The 17,354-nt window shown below is 67.9% G+C and carries 17 protein-coding genes and 1 pseudogene; 15 read left to right on the forward strand and 3 right to left on the reverse strand.

The genetic code is table 11. The features are described from left to right. Positions 1 to 147 precede the first annotated feature (147 nt). From ACFXHA_RS27330 to ACFXHA_RS27350, 5 genes are all read left to right on the forward strand, one after another. Positions 148 to 915, forward strand: coding sequence for an alpha/beta fold hydrolase (locus ACFXHA_RS27330; RefSeq protein ID WP_379361630.1), 768 nt, complete (start codon positions 148 to 150; stop codon positions 913 to 915). Between the two features lie 46 nt (positions 916 to 961). After that, on the forward strand, positions 962 to 1,549 hold the full coding sequence (locus ACFXHA_RS27335; protein ID WP_379361559.1) for a thioredoxin family protein: 588 nt from the start codon (positions 962 to 964) through the stop codon (positions 1,547 to 1,549). A 95-nt stretch (positions 1,550 to 1,644) separates the two neighbouring features. Continuing rightward, positions 1,645 to 2,685, forward strand: coding sequence for a heat-inducible transcriptional repressor HrcA (hrcA, locus tag ACFXHA_RS27340; protein WP_379361561.1), 1,041 nt, complete (start codon positions 1,645 to 1,647; stop codon positions 2,683 to 2,685). Positions 2,686 to 2,720: 35 nt separating this feature from the next. Beyond that, a complete protein-coding gene (gene dnaJ, locus ACFXHA_RS27345) occupies positions 2,721 to 3,878 on the forward strand; it encodes a molecular chaperone DnaJ (RefSeq protein ID WP_379361563.1) in 1,158 nt (385 codons plus the stop codon). Between the two features lie 4 nt (positions 3,879 to 3,882). Further along, positions 3,883 to 4,623 carry a 16S rRNA (uracil(1498)-N(3))-methyltransferase gene (locus ACFXHA_RS27350; RefSeq protein ID WP_379361565.1) on the forward strand — a complete coding sequence of 247 codons (741 nt, stop codon included), beginning with the start codon at positions 3,883 to 3,885 and terminating at the stop codon, positions 4,621 to 4,623. Here ACFXHA_RS27350 and ACFXHA_RS27355 read toward each other — a convergent pair. Continuing rightward, a complete protein-coding gene (locus ACFXHA_RS27355; protein WP_379361567.1) occupies positions 4,607 to 5,137 on the reverse strand; it encodes a hypothetical protein in 531 nt (176 codons plus the stop codon). The two genes, ACFXHA_RS27350 and ACFXHA_RS27355, sit on opposite strands and share 17 nt — an antisense overlap. Positions 5,138 to 5,409: 272 nt before the next feature. Here ACFXHA_RS27355 and ACFXHA_RS27360 point away from each other — a divergent pair, with 272 nt between their 5' ends. The 5 genes and pseudogenes from ACFXHA_RS27360 (at position 5,410) to era (ending at position 9,841) form a co-directional block, all read left to right on the forward strand. Continuing rightward, complete coding sequence (locus tag ACFXHA_RS27360; protein WP_379361632.1) at positions 5,410 to 6,471, forward strand: PhoH family protein; 1,062 nt, start codon at positions 5,410 to 5,412, stop codon at positions 6,469 to 6,471. Between the two features lie 89 nt (positions 6,472 to 6,560). After that, complete coding sequence (gene ybeY / locus ACFXHA_RS27365; RefSeq protein ID WP_379361569.1) at positions 6,561 to 7,118, forward strand: rRNA maturation RNase YbeY; 558 nt, start codon at positions 6,561 to 6,563, stop codon at positions 7,116 to 7,118. Continuing rightward, positions 7,115 to 8,440, forward strand: coding sequence for a hemolysin family protein (locus ACFXHA_RS27370; protein WP_379361571.1), 1,326 nt, complete (start codon positions 7,115 to 7,117; stop codon positions 8,438 to 8,440). The genes ybeY and ACFXHA_RS27370 overlap by 4 nt, the downstream gene beginning before the upstream one ends. Next, positions 8,433 to 8,750, forward strand: a pseudogene (locus ACFXHA_RS27375) (cytidine deaminase); the annotation flags it as partial. The gene ACFXHA_RS27370 and the pseudogene ACFXHA_RS27375, both read left to right, overlap by 8 nt. A gap of 131 nt (positions 8,751 to 8,881) precedes the next feature. Beyond that, positions 8,882 to 9,841, forward strand: coding sequence for a GTPase Era (gene era, locus ACFXHA_RS27380; RefSeq protein WP_379361573.1), 960 nt, complete (start codon positions 8,882 to 8,884; stop codon positions 9,839 to 9,841). 250 nt (positions 9,842 to 10,091) lie between these two features. On the opposite strand, the gene ACFXHA_RS27385 is transcribed toward era, so the two are convergent. Next, a complete protein-coding gene (locus ACFXHA_RS27385; protein WP_379361575.1) occupies positions 10,092 to 11,501 on the reverse strand; it encodes an amidase in 1,410 nt (469 codons plus the stop codon). 495 nt (positions 11,502 to 11,996) lie between these two features. Here ACFXHA_RS27385 and recO point away from each other — a divergent pair, with 495 nt between their 5' ends. The 4 genes from recO (at position 11,997) to ACFXHA_RS27405 (ending at position 15,402) form a co-directional block, all read left to right on the forward strand. Beyond that, positions 11,997 to 12,812 (forward strand): DNA repair protein RecO, encoded by an 816-nt coding sequence (gene recO, locus ACFXHA_RS27390; RefSeq protein WP_379361577.1) that lies wholly within the window; start codon positions 11,997 to 11,999, stop codon positions 12,810 to 12,812. A 97-nt stretch (positions 12,813 to 12,909) separates the two neighbouring features. Then, positions 12,910 to 14,109 carry an arylsulfotransferase family protein gene (locus ACFXHA_RS27395; protein ID WP_379361578.1) on the forward strand — a complete coding sequence of 400 codons (1,200 nt, stop codon included), beginning with the start codon at positions 12,910 to 12,912 and terminating at the stop codon, positions 14,107 to 14,109. A 76-nt stretch (positions 14,110 to 14,185) separates the two neighbouring features. Beyond that, on the forward strand, positions 14,186 to 14,992 hold the full coding sequence (locus tag ACFXHA_RS27400) for an isoprenyl transferase (protein ID WP_379361580.1): 807 nt from the start codon (positions 14,186 to 14,188) through the stop codon (positions 14,990 to 14,992). Then, the gene (locus tag ACFXHA_RS27405) at positions 14,989 to 15,402 is read left to right on the forward strand and encodes a hypothetical protein (RefSeq protein WP_379361582.1); all 414 of its coding nucleotides are present in this window, start codon (positions 14,989 to 14,991) and stop codon (positions 15,400 to 15,402) included. The genes ACFXHA_RS27400 and ACFXHA_RS27405 overlap by 4 nt, the downstream gene beginning before the upstream one ends. Here the strand turns inward: ACFXHA_RS27405 and ACFXHA_RS27410 are convergent. Next, entirely contained in the window at positions 15,399 to 16,019 is a 621-nt protein-coding gene (locus ACFXHA_RS27410; RefSeq protein ID WP_379361584.1) for a TetR/AcrR family transcriptional regulator, read from the reverse strand. The genes ACFXHA_RS27405 and ACFXHA_RS27410 overlap by 4 nt on opposite strands. A 102-nt stretch (positions 16,020 to 16,121) precedes the next feature. Here ACFXHA_RS27410 and ACFXHA_RS27415 point away from each other — a divergent pair, with 102 nt between their 5' ends. Then, positions 16,122 to 17,225 carry a hypothetical protein gene (locus ACFXHA_RS27415; RefSeq protein WP_379361586.1) on the forward strand — a complete coding sequence of 368 codons (1,104 nt, stop codon included), beginning with the start codon at positions 16,122 to 16,124 and terminating at the stop codon, positions 17,223 to 17,225. The last annotated feature ends 129 nt before the right edge of the window (positions 17,226 to 17,354 follow it).

Genomic DNA, 17,354 nt, shown 5'->3' on the forward strand with positions numbered 1-17,354 from the left:
TATCCCTCGGCCCGAGGACATCTCATGTCGAAGCCATTCATATCCGCCGCCGTCTCCGATCGTGCACGGTCGCTGCGCTCCCCGGCCGCGGAGTCATCGCGCCCTCGGTCTGGGAAATCGGTGTCGCGGGCCGTCCGTGCAGGCGCGATGACGGTCGTGCTGGCCGTCGCGCCGGTGGTTGCCGCCGGGCAGGCGTCCGCCGACCCGCTTCCGACGATCGTGCTGGTGCACGGTGCCTTTGCCGACTCCACGAGTTGGGATGGGGTCGCGGCGCGGCTGCGGGATGACGGGTACACCGTGGTGACGCCGGAGAATCCGCTGCGTGGCCCTGCGTATGACGCGGCGGCAATCCAACGCACCCTGGACGGGATCTCGGGTCCCATTGTGCTGGTGGGTCATTCGTACGGCGGCACGGTGATCAGCAACGTCCACGATGCGAATGTCGAATCACTGGTCTACATAGCGGCTTTCGCGCCGACCCAGGGCGAGTTCGCGCTGGAGGAGATCAATCCCATCCAATATCCGGGGTCGCAGCTGACTTTGGCCCTGCGCCCCAAGCTGGTCGCCGATCCGCAGGGCATCGCCGGTACCAACCTGGACGCATACGTCGACCCGGCGAGCTTCCGTGATGTCTTCGCCCAGGACGTCGACCCCGCCACCGCCGCCGACATGGCCGCCCGTCAGCATTCTCTCGCCCTCACCGCCAACCTCGAACCCTCCGGTCCGCCGTCGTGGTCCGGCACCCCCAGTTGGTACCTGGTCTCCACCGCCGACCGCGTGATTCCCCCTGCCTCGCAATGGGATATGGCCCACCGGATGGGCGCGCACATCGGCTCGATCGATGCCTCCCACGCCGGCCTCGTCTCGCACCCGGCCGAGGTGGCCGCGATGGTGGAGGCCGCCGCGGGCCGGTGACAATTCGGCCCCGGTGACAGTCGGCTCCGATCGGCGACAATGGGGTATGGCGCTCGCTTCGTTCATGGTGCCGATCGGCACGCCCGCACCCGAATTCACGCTGCCCGCCGTGGACGGCACCGAGGTCTCGCTCGACAGTTTCGGCAAGGAGCCCGCCCTGCTGGTGGTCTTCCTGTCCAACCATTGCCCCTACGTGCGCCGCATCGAGCACGGATTGGGCGCGGTGACAGCGGAATTGGCGGAGCAGGGCCTGGCCACGGTCGCGATCTGCAGCAACGACACCGTCGATTATCCCGACGATGACGCCGCGCACCTGCGAGATCAGGCGCGCCGCGCCGGATTCCGCTTCCCCTACCTGATCGATACGTCACAGGAGGTGGCCCGCACCTATCAGGCGGTGTGCACCCCGGACCTGTTCCTCTACGATTCAGCCCGCCGCCTCGCATACCGCGGCCGCTTCGACGCGGCGACGCCGGGCAACAACGCGCCCGCCGACGGCTCCGCGCTTCGGCAGGCGGTCGAACTCGTGCTCGCCGGGCAACCCGTCCCCGAACCGCACACTCCGAGTGTCGGATGCGGCATCAAGTGGCGGCGCGGTGGAACTCCGGGCGGCTGGCTCACCGGGCCACGGTGAGGGCGGTCGCGCAGCAACTTGCGCGTGGGCAACTAAACTGGAGTGGATAATCCGGGAAATCCGCGTGACCGATGCCGAATGAGGAGGTGGGGCCCATGTCGAGCACCGAGCAACGGCGGCTCGAGGTCCTGCGCGCCATCGTGGCGGACTACATCGCGACCAAGGAACCGATCGGGTCCAAAACCCTGGTGGAACGGCACAATCTGGGCGTCTCCAGTGCGACGGTCCGCAATGATATGGCCGTCCTCGAGGCCGAAGGCTATATCGCCCAGCCGCACACCTCCTCCGGCCGCATCCCCACCGACAAGGGCTACCGGCAGTTCGTCGACCACATCTCCGAGGTCAAGCCGCTGTCCAATGCGGAACGCCGGGCGATCATGGAATTCCTGGAGAGCGGCGTCGATCTCGACGACGTGCTGCGCCGCGGCGTCCGCCTGCTGGCCCAGCTGACCCGGCAGGTCGCCATGGTCCAGTACCCGACGGTCTCGGCCTCGACCGTGCGCCACATCGAGGTGGTGGCGCTCAACCCGGCTCGGCTGCTGCTGGTCGTGATCACCGACAGTGGCCGCGTCGATCAGCGCCTCGTCGATCTCGGCAACCTGATCAGCGACGACGATCTCGCCGCCCTGCGCGGCATGCTCGGCAAGGCCATGGAGGGCAAGCGCCTGGCCTCGGCGTCCGCCTCGGTCGCCGAACTCCCCGAACACTCCCCGCCCAGGCTGCGTGACGTGCTCATCCGGGTCTCGACCGTGATGGTCGAGACCCTGGTCGAGCATCCGGAGGAACGCCTGGTGCTCGGCGGCACCGCCAACCTCACCCGCAGCGCCTCCGATTTCGCGGGCAACGGCTTCCCCGGTTCGCTGCGGAACGTTCTCGAGGCGCTCGAGGAACAGGTGATCGTGCTGAAGCTGCTGGCCGCGGCACAGGTGCCGGGTACCGTGACGGTGCAGATCGGCGAGGAAACCAAGCTTGAGCAGATGCGTGGGACGGCCGTGGTGTCCACCGGTTACGGGATGCCCGGTACGGTGCTCGGAGGGATGGGGGTCTTGGGGCCGACCCGCATGGACTACCCGGGGACCATTGCCTCGGTGGCGGCAGTCGCCCGATACATCGGTGAAGTGCTCGCCGAACGGTGAGCCAGCGCGAGACGAAACAGGACTAGAGAGCACAAGTGGCACGGGACTATTACGCACTGCTCGGCGTCGCACGCAACGCGACCGACCAGGAGATCAAGCGCGCCTACCGCAAGTTGGCGCGCGAACTGCATCCCGACGTCAACCCGGAGCCGGAGGCCCAGGAGAAGTTCCGTGAGGTCTCCTCGGCCTACGAGGTGCTGTCCGACCCGGAGAAGCGGCGCATCGTCGATCTGGGTGGTGACCCGCTGGAATCCGGCGGCGGCATGGGCGGCGGCTTCTCCGGCGCCGGTTTCGGTGGCCTGGGCGACGTCTTCGAGGCGTTCTTCGGCGGCATGAACGGCGCCGGCGGCGGCGCGCGCAAGCCGCGCGGTCGCGTGCAGGCGGGCGCGGATTCACTGTTGCGCACCCGACTGTCGTTGCAGGAGTGCGCGGTCGGCGTCACCAAGCATCTGACCGTCGACACCGCCATCCTCTGCGACCTCTGCCAGGGTGCGGGCACCAACGGCAACTCCAAGCCGGTGCGCTGCGAAACCTGTGGCGGCGCGGGCGAAGTGCAGACCGTGCAGCGGTCCTTCCTCGGCCAGGTCATGACCTCCCGGCCCTGCCCCACCTGCCGTGGCGCGGGCGAGACCATCCCGGATCCCTGCCGCAAGTGTGGCGGCGACGGCCGCGTGCGTTCGCGTCGCGAGATCGCCGCGCCGATCCCGGCCGGTGTGGCCAACGGTATGCGGGTGCGCCTGGCCGCGCAGGGCGAGGTCGGTCCGGGCGGTGGCCCGGCCGGCGACCTGTACGTCGAGATCGTCGAGCAGCCGCACGACACCTTCGTGCGCGACGGCGACGACCTGCACTGCACCATCCGGGTTCCCATGGTGGACGCGGCGCTGGGCACCACCGTCGTCGTCGACACCATCCTCGACGGCCCGGTCGAACTGAGCATTCCGGCGGGCACCCAGCCCGGCGAGGCGCAGGTGCTGCGCGGCCACGGCATGCCCAAGCTGCGCGCCAACTCCCGCGGCGATCTGATCGCGCACCTCGACATCGTGGTGCCGACCAAGCTCGACGCCAAGCAGTCCGACCTGCTGCGCAAGTACAAGGGCACGCGCCTCAACGAGCACACCGAGGTGATGACCGCCCAGTCCGAGCACAATTCGGGACTGTTCGCGCGCCTGCGCGCGTCCTTCAGCGGACGCTGACCCGTTGGCCGCCACCGTCTTCTACCTCGACGACATCCCCGAACCCGGGGCCACCGCGGTGCTCGACGGCCCCGAGGGCCGGCACGCCGCCACGGTACGCCGCATCCGGGTCGGGGAACCCATCACGCTCTCCGACGGGCACGGGATCCTCGCCGACTCGGAAGTGGTTGCGGCCGCAAAGGATCGCCTCGAACTGAAGGTGCTGGCCAAACGGGTAGCACCGCCCTGGACCCCGCAGGTGACGGTGGTCCAGGCCCTCCCCAAATCCGATCGCTCCGAACTCGCGATCGAACTCATGACGGAGGCAGGCGCCGACGCCATCGTCCCCTGGCAGGCCCTGCGCTGCGTCTCCAATTGGGAAGCCAAGGCCCGCAAGGGCGTCGAGAAATGGCGTGCCGCCGCCAAAACCGCCGCCCGCCAATCCCGCCGCGCTTATATCCCGGATGTCGCGGAACTGCACAGCACGCGAGAGCTGTTGGAACTGGTCCGCACCGCGAAGTCGAACGGCGCGATCGTCGCCGCCCTGCACGAGTCCGGCGAATCCCGTTTGACCGAAATGTCTTTCGAGGGTGTCGCGGAAGTGATCCTCATCGTCGGCCCCGAAGGCGGCCTCGACGACTCCGAACTGAAGGCCCTCACCGAAGCCGGAGCCGAAGCAGTCCTCCTGGGCCCCACCGTCCTTCGCACCTCGACGGCCGCCGCGGTTGCCCTGGGAGCCTTGGGCGCGCTCACTCCTCGTTGGTAGCGCCGCGCCAGCGGTCGAAGGCTCCCGACAGGATCAGCACCAGACCGAGAACCAGCAGCAGCATTCCCCATTGCATCTCGGCCGGTCCGGGATAGAGGATGCGACTGCGCACGAAACCGGTACGCGGCTCGGCGTAGATGTACAGCACCACGCCGAACCCGATCGCGATGTCCAGCACCAGCGTGATGGCCTCCGCCAGCGCCAGTGCCAGCAAGCACCGTCCGATCAGCCCATGGTGTGTCTGAAAACGTTCCGGCAGCAAGTTCGGCAGCGCTCGATCCGAGACGTTCGCCAGCACCACCAACAAGACAGCCCCGCCGAACAGCAGCGGAACGAGGGGCGCCCCCAATCGGCCGAGGTCGAACAGGTTGAAGGTGTCCCGGTCGGAATCATCGATTGTGAACAGTGGTGCGAGCGTGCCGACCATGAGGAGGATCGCGCCTCCGGCCACCCGGACCGCCCCGGTCGGCCAGGTCCAGGCCCAACGCGTCAGCGGTATCCACGTTTCGGACATGAGCGGGAGTCTAGGTTCGGGCCGATCGCGAATCCGGTTGCGACGCGGGCCCTCTGATATCGCCCCGGTGCGCCACGGAATGGATTCGGGGGTGCGGCAGTTGCATGACGCCGGGTTGTTTCGCCTGCTGGTAGCCCCATATTCACTGGGCGTTGTCGGTGGGCGGCGGTAAACTTCTGTCAACGTACTCGGCTTCGAGACCGGAAAGCAGGCCATAGCGACTTTTGAGAACACCAGGCGAAATCGGCGATCAGAGCACTCCCACCGCTGGCATCGAGGCCGGCGGCAACGGGTCCGGACCGGCGGGGCGGACCGTTCGTTCGAGCATCGAATTGGCACCGGAGTCGGTTTTCGGATTCTTGGGTTCGGCCGATGAGAACCTGCGTGAACTCGAGCGCCTTCTCGTTGCCGACATCCATGTCCGCGGCAATTCCGTCACGCTGACCGGGAAGCCCGCCGATGTCGCGCTGGCCGAGCGGGTCATCGCCCAGTTGGTCGCGCTCACCGCGCGCAATCGGGTGGTGACACCGGAGGCGGTGCGGCACACGTACTCCATGCTCACCGAGGGTTCCTCGGATTCTCCGGCGGAGGTGCTGAGCCTCGACATTCTGTCCCGGCGCGGCAAGACCATCCGGCCCAAGACGCTCAACCAGAAGCGCTATGTCGACGCCATCGACAAGCACACCATCGTGTTCGGGGTGGGCCCGGCCGGTACCGGTAAGACGTATCTGGCCATGGCCAAGGCCGTGCAGGCGTTGCAGACCAAGCAGGTCACCCGCATCATCCTGACCCGGCCCGCGGTCGAGGCGGGGGAACGGCTGGGCTTCCTGCCGGGCACGCTCAACGAGAAGATCGACCCTTACCTACGCCCGCTCTACGACGCCCTGCACGACATGATGGATCCGGAAGCGATCCCGAAGCTCATGCAGGCCGGTGTCATCGAGGTCGCGCCGCTGGCCTACATGCGTGGCCGCACGCTCAACGACTCGTTCATCATTCTGGACGAGGCGCAGAACACGACGGCCGAGCAGATGAAGATGTTCCTCACGCGCTTGGGTTTCGGTTCCAAGATCGTGGTGACCGGTGACGTCACGCAGGTCGATCTGCCCAGCAATTCGCGGTCGGGTCTGCGGGCCGCGACCGAGATCCTGCAGGGCATCGACGACATCCATATCGCGTACCTCACCAGTGCCGATGTGGTCCGCCACCGTCTGGTCGGGGAGATCGTCGACGCCTACGAACGCTTCGAGGCGGATGTCCGGCCACCGGCCGCCGTCCACTATGCGGGCAATCGGGCGCAGCGACGTGCCGCGAGCCGGGGAGACCGCCACTGACCTCGCCCACTAGGCGGTACCTCCGCCTGCGCTCCGGCCGTGCGCGGGTTGAGGACGGCTGCGCCGACGGTGACCACTAGGCTGTTCGGGTGAGCATCGAGATCGCCAACGAATCGGGTATCGAAGTATCCGAAGAGGAACTGGTCAGCGTCGCGCGTTTCGCGATCGCCCAGATGGATGTCCATCCGGCGGCCGAGCTGTCGATGGTGTTGGTCGATCTCGACACCATGGCGGATCTGCACATGCGCTGGATGGACCTGCCCGGTCCGACCGATGTCATGAGCTTCCCCATGGACGAGCTGGAGCCGGGCGGGCGGCCGGACGCCGCCGAGCCCGGCCCGTCCATGCTCGGCGATATCGTGCTCTGCCCGGAATTCGCGGCCCAGCAGGCCGAGAAGGCCGGGCACTCCATGGATCACGAGCTGGCGCTGCTGACCGTGCACGGCGTCCTGCACCTCCTCGGCTACGACCATGCCGAGCCGGAGGAGGAGAAGGAGATGTTCGCGCTGCAGGCCTCGCTGTTGGAGGGCTGGTACGAGCATGTCCGCCAGGAGCTGCGCCGCGCCGAACTGGCCGAGCGCGATCAGACGCTGCTGGGCAAGACCGGATTCACCGATACCACCGGTGATCCGCTGGGCCCGGCGTGAATTCATTCGTTCTGCTCCTGCTGGCGATCGTCCTGGTCCCGGCGGGTGGGGTGTTCGCGGCGTTGGATTCGTCGCTGAACACCATTTCTCCGGCGCGCGTGGAGGATCTGGTGCGCGCCGACCGCACCGGCGCCGCGCGGCTGGCGCGCATCATCGCGGATCGGCCGCGCTATGTGAATCTCATGGTGCTGCTGCGTCTTACGTGTGAGATCACGGCGACGGTGCTGCTGGCGGCGGTCCTGATGGACTGGCTGGACGAGGCCGCGGCCCTGTTGATCACCGCGGCCGTCATGGTGCTGATCGACTATCTGGTGATCGGTGTGGGCCCGCGCACCCTGGGCCGTCAGCACGCGTATTCGCTGGCGCTGGGTGCGTCGCTGCCGCTGCAGGCGATCGGCTCGCTGCTGGGCCCGATCAGCCGGCTGCTGATTCTGATCGGTAATGCGATCACGCCCGGTAAGGGATTCCGCAACGGCCCCTTCGCCTCCGAGATCGAGCTGCGCGAAGTGGTGGATCTGGCCGGGGAGCGCGGCGTGGTGGACGCCGACGAGCGGCGGATGATCCAGTCGGTGTTCGAACTCGACACCACCCCCGCCCGCGAGGTCATGGTGCCGCGCACCGAGATGGTGTGGATCGAGGCGGAAAAGACCGCGGCGCAGGCGATGTCGCTGGCCGTGCGGTCGGGTCATTCGCGAATTCCGGTGGTGGGCGAGAACGTCGACGACATTCTCGGCGTCGTCTACCTCAAAGACCTTGTCCCGTACGCGGATCGCAGCCGGAAGGTGAAGGTGCGGCAGGTGATGCGGCCCGCCGTGTTCATGCCGGACTCCAAGCCGCTGGACGCGCTGCTGGACGAAATGCAGCGCCGCAGAAACCATATGGCGCTGCTGGTGGACGAATACGGCGGAATTGCCGGACTGGTCAGCATCGAGGACATTCTCGAGGAGATCGTGGGCGAGATCGCCGACGAGTACGACAAGGACGAGATCGCGCCGATCGAGAAGATCGGCAGCGGCCGCTACCGGGTCTCGGCCCGGCTGCCGGTCGACGACCTGGGCGAACTGTTCGATATCGAGATCGAGGAGGAGGACGTCGACACCGTCGGCGGCCTGCTCGCGCACGCCCTGGGCCGTGTCCCGCTGCCCGGTTCCAAGGCCGTCGTGCAGGGTCTGCAATTGAAGGGGGAGGGCGGGGCCGACGCGCGGGGGCGCATGCGGATCCACACGGTGGTGGTGCGCAAGGCCCCCGAGAAGACGAGAAACGAACCCGCGGAACATGAGCCGATCAGCGGCGCACCCGAGGACGGAGAGGCCGATGACTGAACTGGATGCCGAGGACAACAAGCTGCTGGTCCTCGCCCGTGGCGCCATGGGCCGCACGGGTGGCAGCGGCGGCGCGGCCGTGCGCGACACCGACGGGCGCACCTATGCGGCCGGGACGGTCGAGCTGACGGCACTGCGGCTGACCGCGCTGCAGGCGGCGGTGGCGGCCGCGATCTCCAGTGGGGCCGAGGGTTTCGAGGCGGCCGTGGTGGTCGCGAGCAAACTGTCGGATCCGGGTGTCACGGCGGTGCGGGAGGTATCGCTCTCCGCCCGAGTCATTTTCACCGATGTCAAGGGTGCGGTGTTCGAGGTGCTGGAGGGTGACGGCGATTACGGCGTCGAGAATCCCATCGCGGCACTGCGGCCCCAGGCGGGTAATGCGGTAGGCGAACGGGATGTCCCGTCCGCCTTGGATTTGGATACGGAATCGGAGGTGTTCGAGTGAGCGGCCAGGACAATCAGGGTGCGGAGGTCGAATTCCGTTCCGGCTTCGTGTGTTTCGTGGGGCGGCCGAATACCGGCAAGTCCACGCTGACCAATGCCATGGTGGGGCAGAAGATCGCCATCACCTCCTCGCGGCCGCAGACCACGCGGCACACCATTCGCGGCATCGTGCACCGCGAGCACGCGCAGCTGATCCTGGTGGACACCCCCGGTTTGCATCGCCCGCGCACGCTGCTCGGCCAGCGGCTCAACGACCTGGTGCGCGATACGTATTCGGAAGTCGACGTCATCGCCATCTGCATTCCGGCGGACGAGAAGATCGGCCCCGGCGACCGCTGGATCGTCGACCAGATCAAGACCATGGCCCCGAAGACGACGCTGCTCGGTGTGGTCACCAAGATCGACAAGGTGAGTCGCGACCAGGTCGCCCACCAGCTCATGGCCGTTTCCGCGCTGCTCGGCCCCGAGGCCGAGGTGGTGCCGGTCTCCGCGGTCAAGGGTGAACAGGTCGAGGTGCTCATCGACGTCATCGCCTCCCAGATGCCCGAAGGCCCCGCCTTCTATCCGGACGGCGAACTCACCGATGAGCCCGAGGAAGTCCTGATGGCCGAGCTCATTCGCGAGGCCGCCCTCGAAGGCGTCCGCGACGAGCTCCCGCACTCCCTGGCGGTGGTGATCGAGGACATCCTCGAGCGCGAGGAGAACGAAGAACCCGAAACCGAGGGCAAGCGCACCCACGAGGGCATGCTCGACGTTCACGCCCTCCTCTACGTCGAACGCCCCAGCCAGAAGGCGATCATCATCGGCAAGGGCGGCGCCCGCCTCAAAGAGGTAGGAACCAACGCCCGCAAGCAGATCGAACACATCCTCGGCGTCCGCATCTACCTCCACCTCCACGTGAAGGTCGCCAAGGACTGGCAACGCGACCCGAAGCAGCTCGGCAAGCTCGGCTTCTGACGTAGCCGAACAAACCGCTGGCGACGCCCTTCCCGATTCTGGGAGGGGCGTCTCGTCATTTTGCCGTGGCCGCCCTGTGGGGCCTCGCGTTGCGTGCCTTGTCAATCCACCTCATAGCCATTCCGGCCGGGATGACGGGTGGGGCGGGCCCGACGCCGGGACGAGGCAGAGTGTCAGGCGCTAGGGCGGCGGGGCTCACCGGAGGACTGCGGGTAGGGCAGCCCGGACACAGACTGGCGTGGTGAGTCGGTCAGGGCCACCACGGGGTCGGTCGGGTCTTGTGCCACTGCAATTCCGATTCCAGTTGGGCGGCAACGGAAACCAGGAGGGGTTCGGAGTTGGCGGGGCCCATGAGTTGGGAGCCGACGGGGAGGCCGGTGGCGGTGAAGCCGGAGGGGATGTTCACTGCGGGCCAGCCGAGGACGTTCCAGGGCCAGGTGTAAGGGCAGGCGGCGGTGATGAGTTCGTCGGTGGCCCAGTTGCCGATGCCGTCGATCTCGGTGACGCCCGGGGGCGGGGTCGCCGTGGTGGGGGCCAGGACCAGGTCGAAGTCGTTGAAGATTCGGCCGATTCGCTTGCGCAGCAAGGGTTCTGCTTGGCGGGCGGCGAACAGCAGTGGGGAGAGCAGGCGGCCGACGGCGGCGTTGTGGGTGGTGCGGGGGTCGACCTGGGCGCCCGGGAGGCGTTGCAGGGCCTGGTTGACGCCGGTCAGGGAGCGGGGGAGGAAGCTCGCGCCGGCGAGGACGCCGTAGTGGACGTCGGCGATGACCACTTCGTGGCCGAGGCGGCGCAGCGTGTTCGCGGTGGCGTGGACACGGGCCTCGACCTCGTGGTCCAGCTCGGTCTTGGTGGCGGTGAACGGGATTCGCAGCGACAGGGCGATGCGCAGGCGGCCCGGGTCGCGGCCGACGGCGTCGGAGACGCGCACCGCGGGCGGCGTGTGCAGGTCGCCGGGGTGCGGTCCGGCGGCGGCGTCCAGCAGCAGGGCGGCATCGGCGACGGTGCGGGCGAGCGGGCCGTTCACGGTGAGGCCGTAGAAGGCTTCGGGCAGCGGCCAAGTGGAGATGCGGCCGCGCTGCGGCTTGATGCCGACGAGGTTGTTCCACGCGGCGGGGATGCGCACCGAGCCCGCACCGTCGGAACCCAGTGCGGCGGGCACCAATCCGGCTGCCACGGCCGCGCCGGAGCCGCCGGACGAGCCGCCCGGGGTGTGCTCGGCGCCCCACGGATTGCGGGTGTGCCCGAAGCTGTCCGCGCTGGTGAACGGCAACTGCCCCAGCTCACAGGTGTTGGTCTTACCGACGATCACGGCCCCGGCCGTGCGCAGCCGCCGAACCGATTCGGCGTCTTCGGTTTTCGCGGGAAACTCGCCACCGCAGCCGAACGCCGTCGGCGTCCCTGCCAGATCGGTGTCGTCCTTGATGGCCAGCGGCACACCCAGCAGTGGATCCCGTTGCCCCGCAGCGAGTTTGCGATCGGCCTCCGCGGCCTCGGTGAGCGCCTCGACGCGCCGCACGATCCGGAAGGCATTGAGCCCCGCTTGACTCGCCTCGATCCGATCCAGCACGGCCGTCGTCGCCTCCACCGAGGTGACCTTCCCGTCCGCCAATGCCGCTGCGAGCTCTACCAACCCGAGTTCGCCGACCGACGCCATCGTCATGTGAATCCCGTCTCTTTCGTACCCGTGGGTAACCTAGCGCGATTCTGGTCACACGTCCAACGCCGGACGGCGTGATCGGCCGGGCAGTGGCCGATCACGCCTCATCGGCATCGCGGGCAGGATGCGGCCGATGTCTCGGACGATCCGGCCCATCCACTCAGGGCCGGATCTCGGTGTGCACGACTGATCAACCGCGTCGGCAGCGGTATATCGGAGCGGTCGTGTCGTGGGCCTGAGCCGCCGGGGCGGGTGGGGTCGTGGAGCTCGGGCGGGTGCGACGCATCGAGCGTGGGGCGGAGGGTGCGGCCGCCCAGCGGGAATCGGCGGAAGGGGTGCGACGGGTCATGGTGCCTCCGATGCGGGTCCGTGGAACTGCTGCCTCGGTTGTCTCGATGAGCATCGGGGCAGGCGCCAACCGGCCGCCAATGAACTTCTAATCGCACACGCCCGGTGACTCGGCGTCGTGCGGTCGGTTGCGCGTGCAAGACTGTTGCGGTGCGGTTGTATCGGGATCATGCGGTGGTGTTGCGCCAGCACAAGCTGGGCGAGGCGGACCGTATTGTCACGTTGCTGACCAGGCAGCACGGGTTGGTGCGGGCGGTCGCGAAGGGGGTGCGGCGCACGCGGTCCAAGTTCGGGGCGCGGTTGGAGCCGTTCGCCTATGTGGATGTGCAGTTGCATCCGGGGCGCAATCTGGACACCGTCACCCAGGTGCACACGGTCGAGACCTTCGCCGCGGACATCGTCGCGGATTACGGCCGGTACACCACCGCCTGCGCGGTGCTCGAGACTGCCGAGCGGCTGGCGGGTGAGGAGGGTGCTCCGGCACCCGGGCTGCACACTCTCACCGCGGGCGCGTTGCGGGCGATCGCTCTCGCCCGGCAGCCTCATGAACTGATTCTCGACGCATTCCTGTTGCGCGCCATGGGTTTCGCGGGCTGGGCTCCCGCGCTTGCCGATTGTGCCCGCTGCGCCACCCCGGGTCCGCATCGCGCGTTCCACGTCGCCGCGGGCGGCGCGGTCTGCGTGCACTGCCGTCCGCCCGGCGCGGCCACTCCGATGCTCGGCGTCCTCGACCACCTCTGCGCCCTCGAACGCGGCGACTGGTCCGGCGTCGCCGCGGTCCCCGACACTCACCGCCGCCAGGCCAGCGGTCTCATCGCGGCGCATCTGCAGTGGCATCTGGAACGTCAGCTGCGCACGCTCCCGCTGATCGAGCGCACCCGCCCGCACGAGGCGATCGAGCGGGAGCGCGAATCGGCGGAGCGGGCCCACGAGCCGGTGGGACGTGCCACGGCCGCCATTGGCTGACCCTGTGAGTCTCGGTGAGCGGGCGCGCGAACGGCGTTCAGGATCAGTGAGATTCGATACAGCGACCTCGAACGTTAGCTGTCCTAAAGTTCACGGCGTGTCCGTCCCCCATGCTCGCCTGGCCGCCCCGCTGGCCGCCGCTCTCACCGTCACCGCCGTGCTCGCCGCCACCGCGGCCGCCGATCCGATCCTGCCGAGTTCGCCCTTCGGTGGGCTCACCTATTCGGTGCGGGTCGAAAAGCCCGGCGTGGCAGACGGATTCCTGTACTACACCACCGGTGTGAGTGCCGCGGCCCTGGTTCCGGGCCTGGGAACGGTGGCGCAGGTGCTGCCCGGCGGCCGACCGGCGAATGTCATCGCCGACCGCTCCGGCAAGGAGATCAAGCGCTACGAACCGCCTGCGGGACAGGATGTTTCGAACTTCCGCACGCAGACCTACCAGGGCCGCAAGGTGCTGACCTGGTGGCAGGGCAGCACGGTGGCCGGGCACGGGTCCGGCGTCGGGATCATCGCGGACGAGAACTTCAACGTCCTCGCCACGGTGGATCCGGGCGGTGCGGGAGCGGACGTCCACGAATTCCGGCTCACCCCGGACGGACACGCCCTGCTCACCTCGTACCCGCAGGTAGACGCCGATCTCACCGCCATCGGCGGACCGGCGAACGGCAAGATGTTCGACACCGTCGCTCTCGTCATCGACGTCGCCACCGGCAAGCAGCTGTTCCGTTGGAGCGCGGCCGAGCATGTGCCGCTGAGCGAGTCGGAGACGAACGGCAAGATCAACGGTGACGTCTACGACCCGTATCACATGAACTCGATCAGCCTGGATCCGTCGGGGAATCTGGTTGTGTCGCTGCGCAATACGGCCGCCGTCTACGATATCGACCCGAACACCGGCGATGTCCGCTGGCAGCTCGGCGGCAAGCATCCGACCCTGACCGCCGATCCGGATGTGCAGTTCGCCTTCCAGCACGACGCCGAGTTCACCGACGCCACCACCCTGCGCCTGTTCAACAACAACTCCAGTGGTGTGGAGTCGCGCGGCAAGTCGAGCGTGGAATGGATCCACATCGACCCGGCGGCCAAGACCGCCACTTCGATCCGCAATCAGCAGCACCCCGACGGCCTGGTCACCCCCGCCATGGGCAACGCCGAATCCCTCCCCAACGGCAACACCCTCGTCAGCTGGGGCATGACTCCCCGAATCTCCGAATTCACCCCCTCCGGCGACCTCGTCTACGACGCGTCGCTGCCGTTCGGCACCTACCGCGTCTACCTCGACGGCCTCCCCGGCTGAGCGGTGAGTGGAGGAAATGTGGAGGTCCCGGGGGAATGGTGTGGGTGGCGTTCGACGCTGAGGCGCGTCGGGCAGGATGGTGGGCGTGATCGGTACTCGGAAGTCTTCGACTGAGCAGCAGCGTGTTGTGCGGCCGCCGTCGCCGCATCCGTCGGGGGCGAAGCCGCCGGCCATTCCGGCGGAGTTCGTGCCCAGGCATGTGGCGCTGGTGATGGACGGTAACGGGCGCTGGGCGCAGGACCGCGGACTGCCGCGCACGGCCGGGCACGAGCGCGGTGAGGCGGTGCTCATGGACACCGTCGAGGGCTGCATCGAGATGGGCGTGAAATGGCTGTCGGCCTACGCCTTCTCCACCGAGAACTGGAAGCGCAGCCCGGACGAGGTGCGCTTCCTGATGGGCTTCAACCGCGATGTGATCCGCCGCCGCCGTGACGAGATGCACGAGATGGGCGTGCGGGTGCGCTGGGCGGGACGGCGACCGCGCCTGTGGCGCAGCGTGATCAAGGAATTGGAGGTCGCGCAGGAGCTCACGCAGGACAATACGGTGATGACCCTCACCATGTGCGTGAACTACGGTGGCCGCGCCGAGATCGCCGATGCCGCACGGGAAATCGCGCGCTTGGTGGCTGCCGGTGAACTGGATCCGGAGAAGGTCACCGAGGCGACCGTCGCCCGCTACCTGGACGAACCCGATATGCCGGATGTGGACCTGTTCCTACGCCCCTCCGGCGAACTGCGCAGCTCCAACTTCCTGATCTGGCAGTCCGCCTACGCCGAATTCGTCTACCAGCAAACGCTTTTCCCCGATTTCGATCGCCGCAACCTCTGGGACGCCTGCCTGGAGTACGCCAAGCGTGACCGCCGCTTCGGAGGTGTCAAGTGACCGATCAACTCACTCCGGCCGAGGAACTGCAGGAGCGTACTCGCGCCGTGCTGCTGCGCTACGGCGTGGCGGCGGTGGCCGAGGAGAACGGCGGCCTCGGCTTCGAATACGAGGGCGCGCTGTGCTCGCTGCGCGGCGTGAACCTGTCACCGGGCCTCGACGTGCTGGCCCTGATGTGCATCCTGGCCTGGGATCGTCCGCTGAAACCGCAGTTGCACAAGCGCGTTGCCGAACGCAATGCCGCCCTGCAGTTCGGCACGCTGACTCTGGTGGCGCGGGACAAGCAGGCCGACATCATCCTGCGCTACACCTTCCCGGCCGCCGGTCTGGAAGACGAGCCGCTGGCCACCATCATCCTGCTGGCGCTCTCGGGTGCCGGCCGCGCCCGCCAGGGTCTGCTGCTGCCCTAGGCGAGCTCGGCCGCGGCTGCCCGGCGGTAGTCGGGCAGGATCGCGGTGATGCCGCGGGCGAAGGTTTCCGGGTCGGCGTCGCCGAGGATGAGGTGCTGCAGGATGAAGCCGGGCAGTAGGCCGAGGAAGATCTTGGCGACCGCGTCGGTGTCGGCGTCCGGGGGCAGCCAGCCGACATCGCGCATGCGGTTGGCGTAGTCGAACCAGAGCCGGCGGATGGCGAGGATATTGGTTCGGACGTAGTCGGCGATATTCGCATCGGTCAGCGCCAGCGCCCACGCCTGCGGGATGATGTGGACCGGGCCGCCGGGGGCGCTCAGCCGGACGATGGCCTCGCTCAGGATGCGGACGAGATCCGGGGGAGTGGGCAGCGGATCGCTGTAGACGGCCTCGCTGAGGGCGTCGCGCAGATCCACGGTGGCCTCGGTGGTCAGCGCCTCGATGATGTCGTTCTTGGATTTGAAGTAGCGGTACACCGCCCCCGCGGAGAGCCCGGATTCGGCGAAGACGTCCTGCATGGTGGTGGCGTGCAAACCCTTGCGGGCGAAGCAGGTCTGGGCGGCATCGAGGATCTGCTGCCGACGGCGTTCCAGGTGTTCCTCGCTGACTCTGGGCATGCGCCCAAAGTAAAACGAATATCCGTTCTTGACAAGCTGACAGCTCGATGTCAGCCTTGTCCCAATAAAAAAGAACGAACCTCCGCTTTCTTTGGAGCTGACATGAATTCGGCACGTCGCCCCTCGGATCTCACCCACCTCACCCCGGCTCAACCGACCGCGAATGCAGCGCACCCCGCCGCGAATCCCACCGCCCCCCGAGCCGATTCCGGGCGCTCTCCGATCGGCCGTCCGCCGCGGCAGTCGGGAGTGGTCCGGCGCGCCGTTGCGTTGGGGCTGGCGGCGGCGGCCATTCAGGCGCTCATGCTCACTGCCTTCGCCTGGCCGGCCGCCCGCATCGCACCCCGTGATCTGCCGATCGCGGTCAGCGGGCCGCAGGCGAATGCGGTTGCCCAGCAGTTGAATGCCCGCGAGCCGGGCGGGTTCGATATCCGTACCGTCGCAGACGAATCCGCTGCGCGCGATGCCATCGCGAGTCGGGATGTGTACGGGGCCATTCTGACCGGCGGGCAGTCCCGGGTATTGATCGCGTCGGCGGCGAGTCCGATTGTGGCTCAGCAGCTCACGGGGTTCGCACAGCAGTTGGGCGGCGCGCAGGCTGCACCGGTGCAGGATGTGGTTGCCGCTGATCCGCATGATCCGCGTGGGACCGGGTTCGGGGCAATGGTTCTGCCGTTGGTGATGTCCGGGCTGGCCGGGGGAGTGCTGCTGAGTCTGCTGGTGTCGTCGCTCGGCGCTCGCGCCGTGGGACTGGCTACGTTCGCCATTGCCGGTGGGCTGCTGAGTATGTCGATCGTGCAGGGCTGGCTGCACCTGCTGCCGGGTTCTTATTCGACGATGGCGTCGATCAGCGCGCTGGTGTCCTTCGCGGTCGCGGGGACCGTGGCCGGGCTCGCGGCTGCTATCGGCAGGGCTGGGATCGCAATTGCCGGGCTCGCGATGTTGTTGATCGGAAATCCGTTCTCCGGAGCCACTTCCGCGCCGGAACTGCTCCCGCGGCCGTGGGGCACGATCGGTCAGCTGTTGCCGCCCGGTGCCGCCGCGACGTTGCTGCGTTCGGTCGCCTTTTTCGGCAATGCCTCCATCGTCGGTCCGCTGACGGTCCTGTTGTGCTGGGCCGCAGCCGCTCTCGCCCTGCTCGGCGTCGGCGTCCTGCGGAACGCTCGCCCGGCCGTGGTTGCCACTGAACCGGTTCCGGCCGTCTGATCCTGAAATGGGGCGGGCCCCAGCGGGTTAACCCGGGGCGCCCGAGACGGTGGTGTTAACGACGTGGTTGGGCACGCCGGGCACGTGCCCCAATAAGACAATGGGTGGGGGATATACGGGAGACCCCGT

The organism is Nocardia sp. NPDC059240, assembly GCF_042753865.1.
Classification (GTDB): domain Bacteria; phylum Actinomycetota; class Actinomycetes; order Mycobacteriales; family Mycobacteriaceae; genus Nocardia.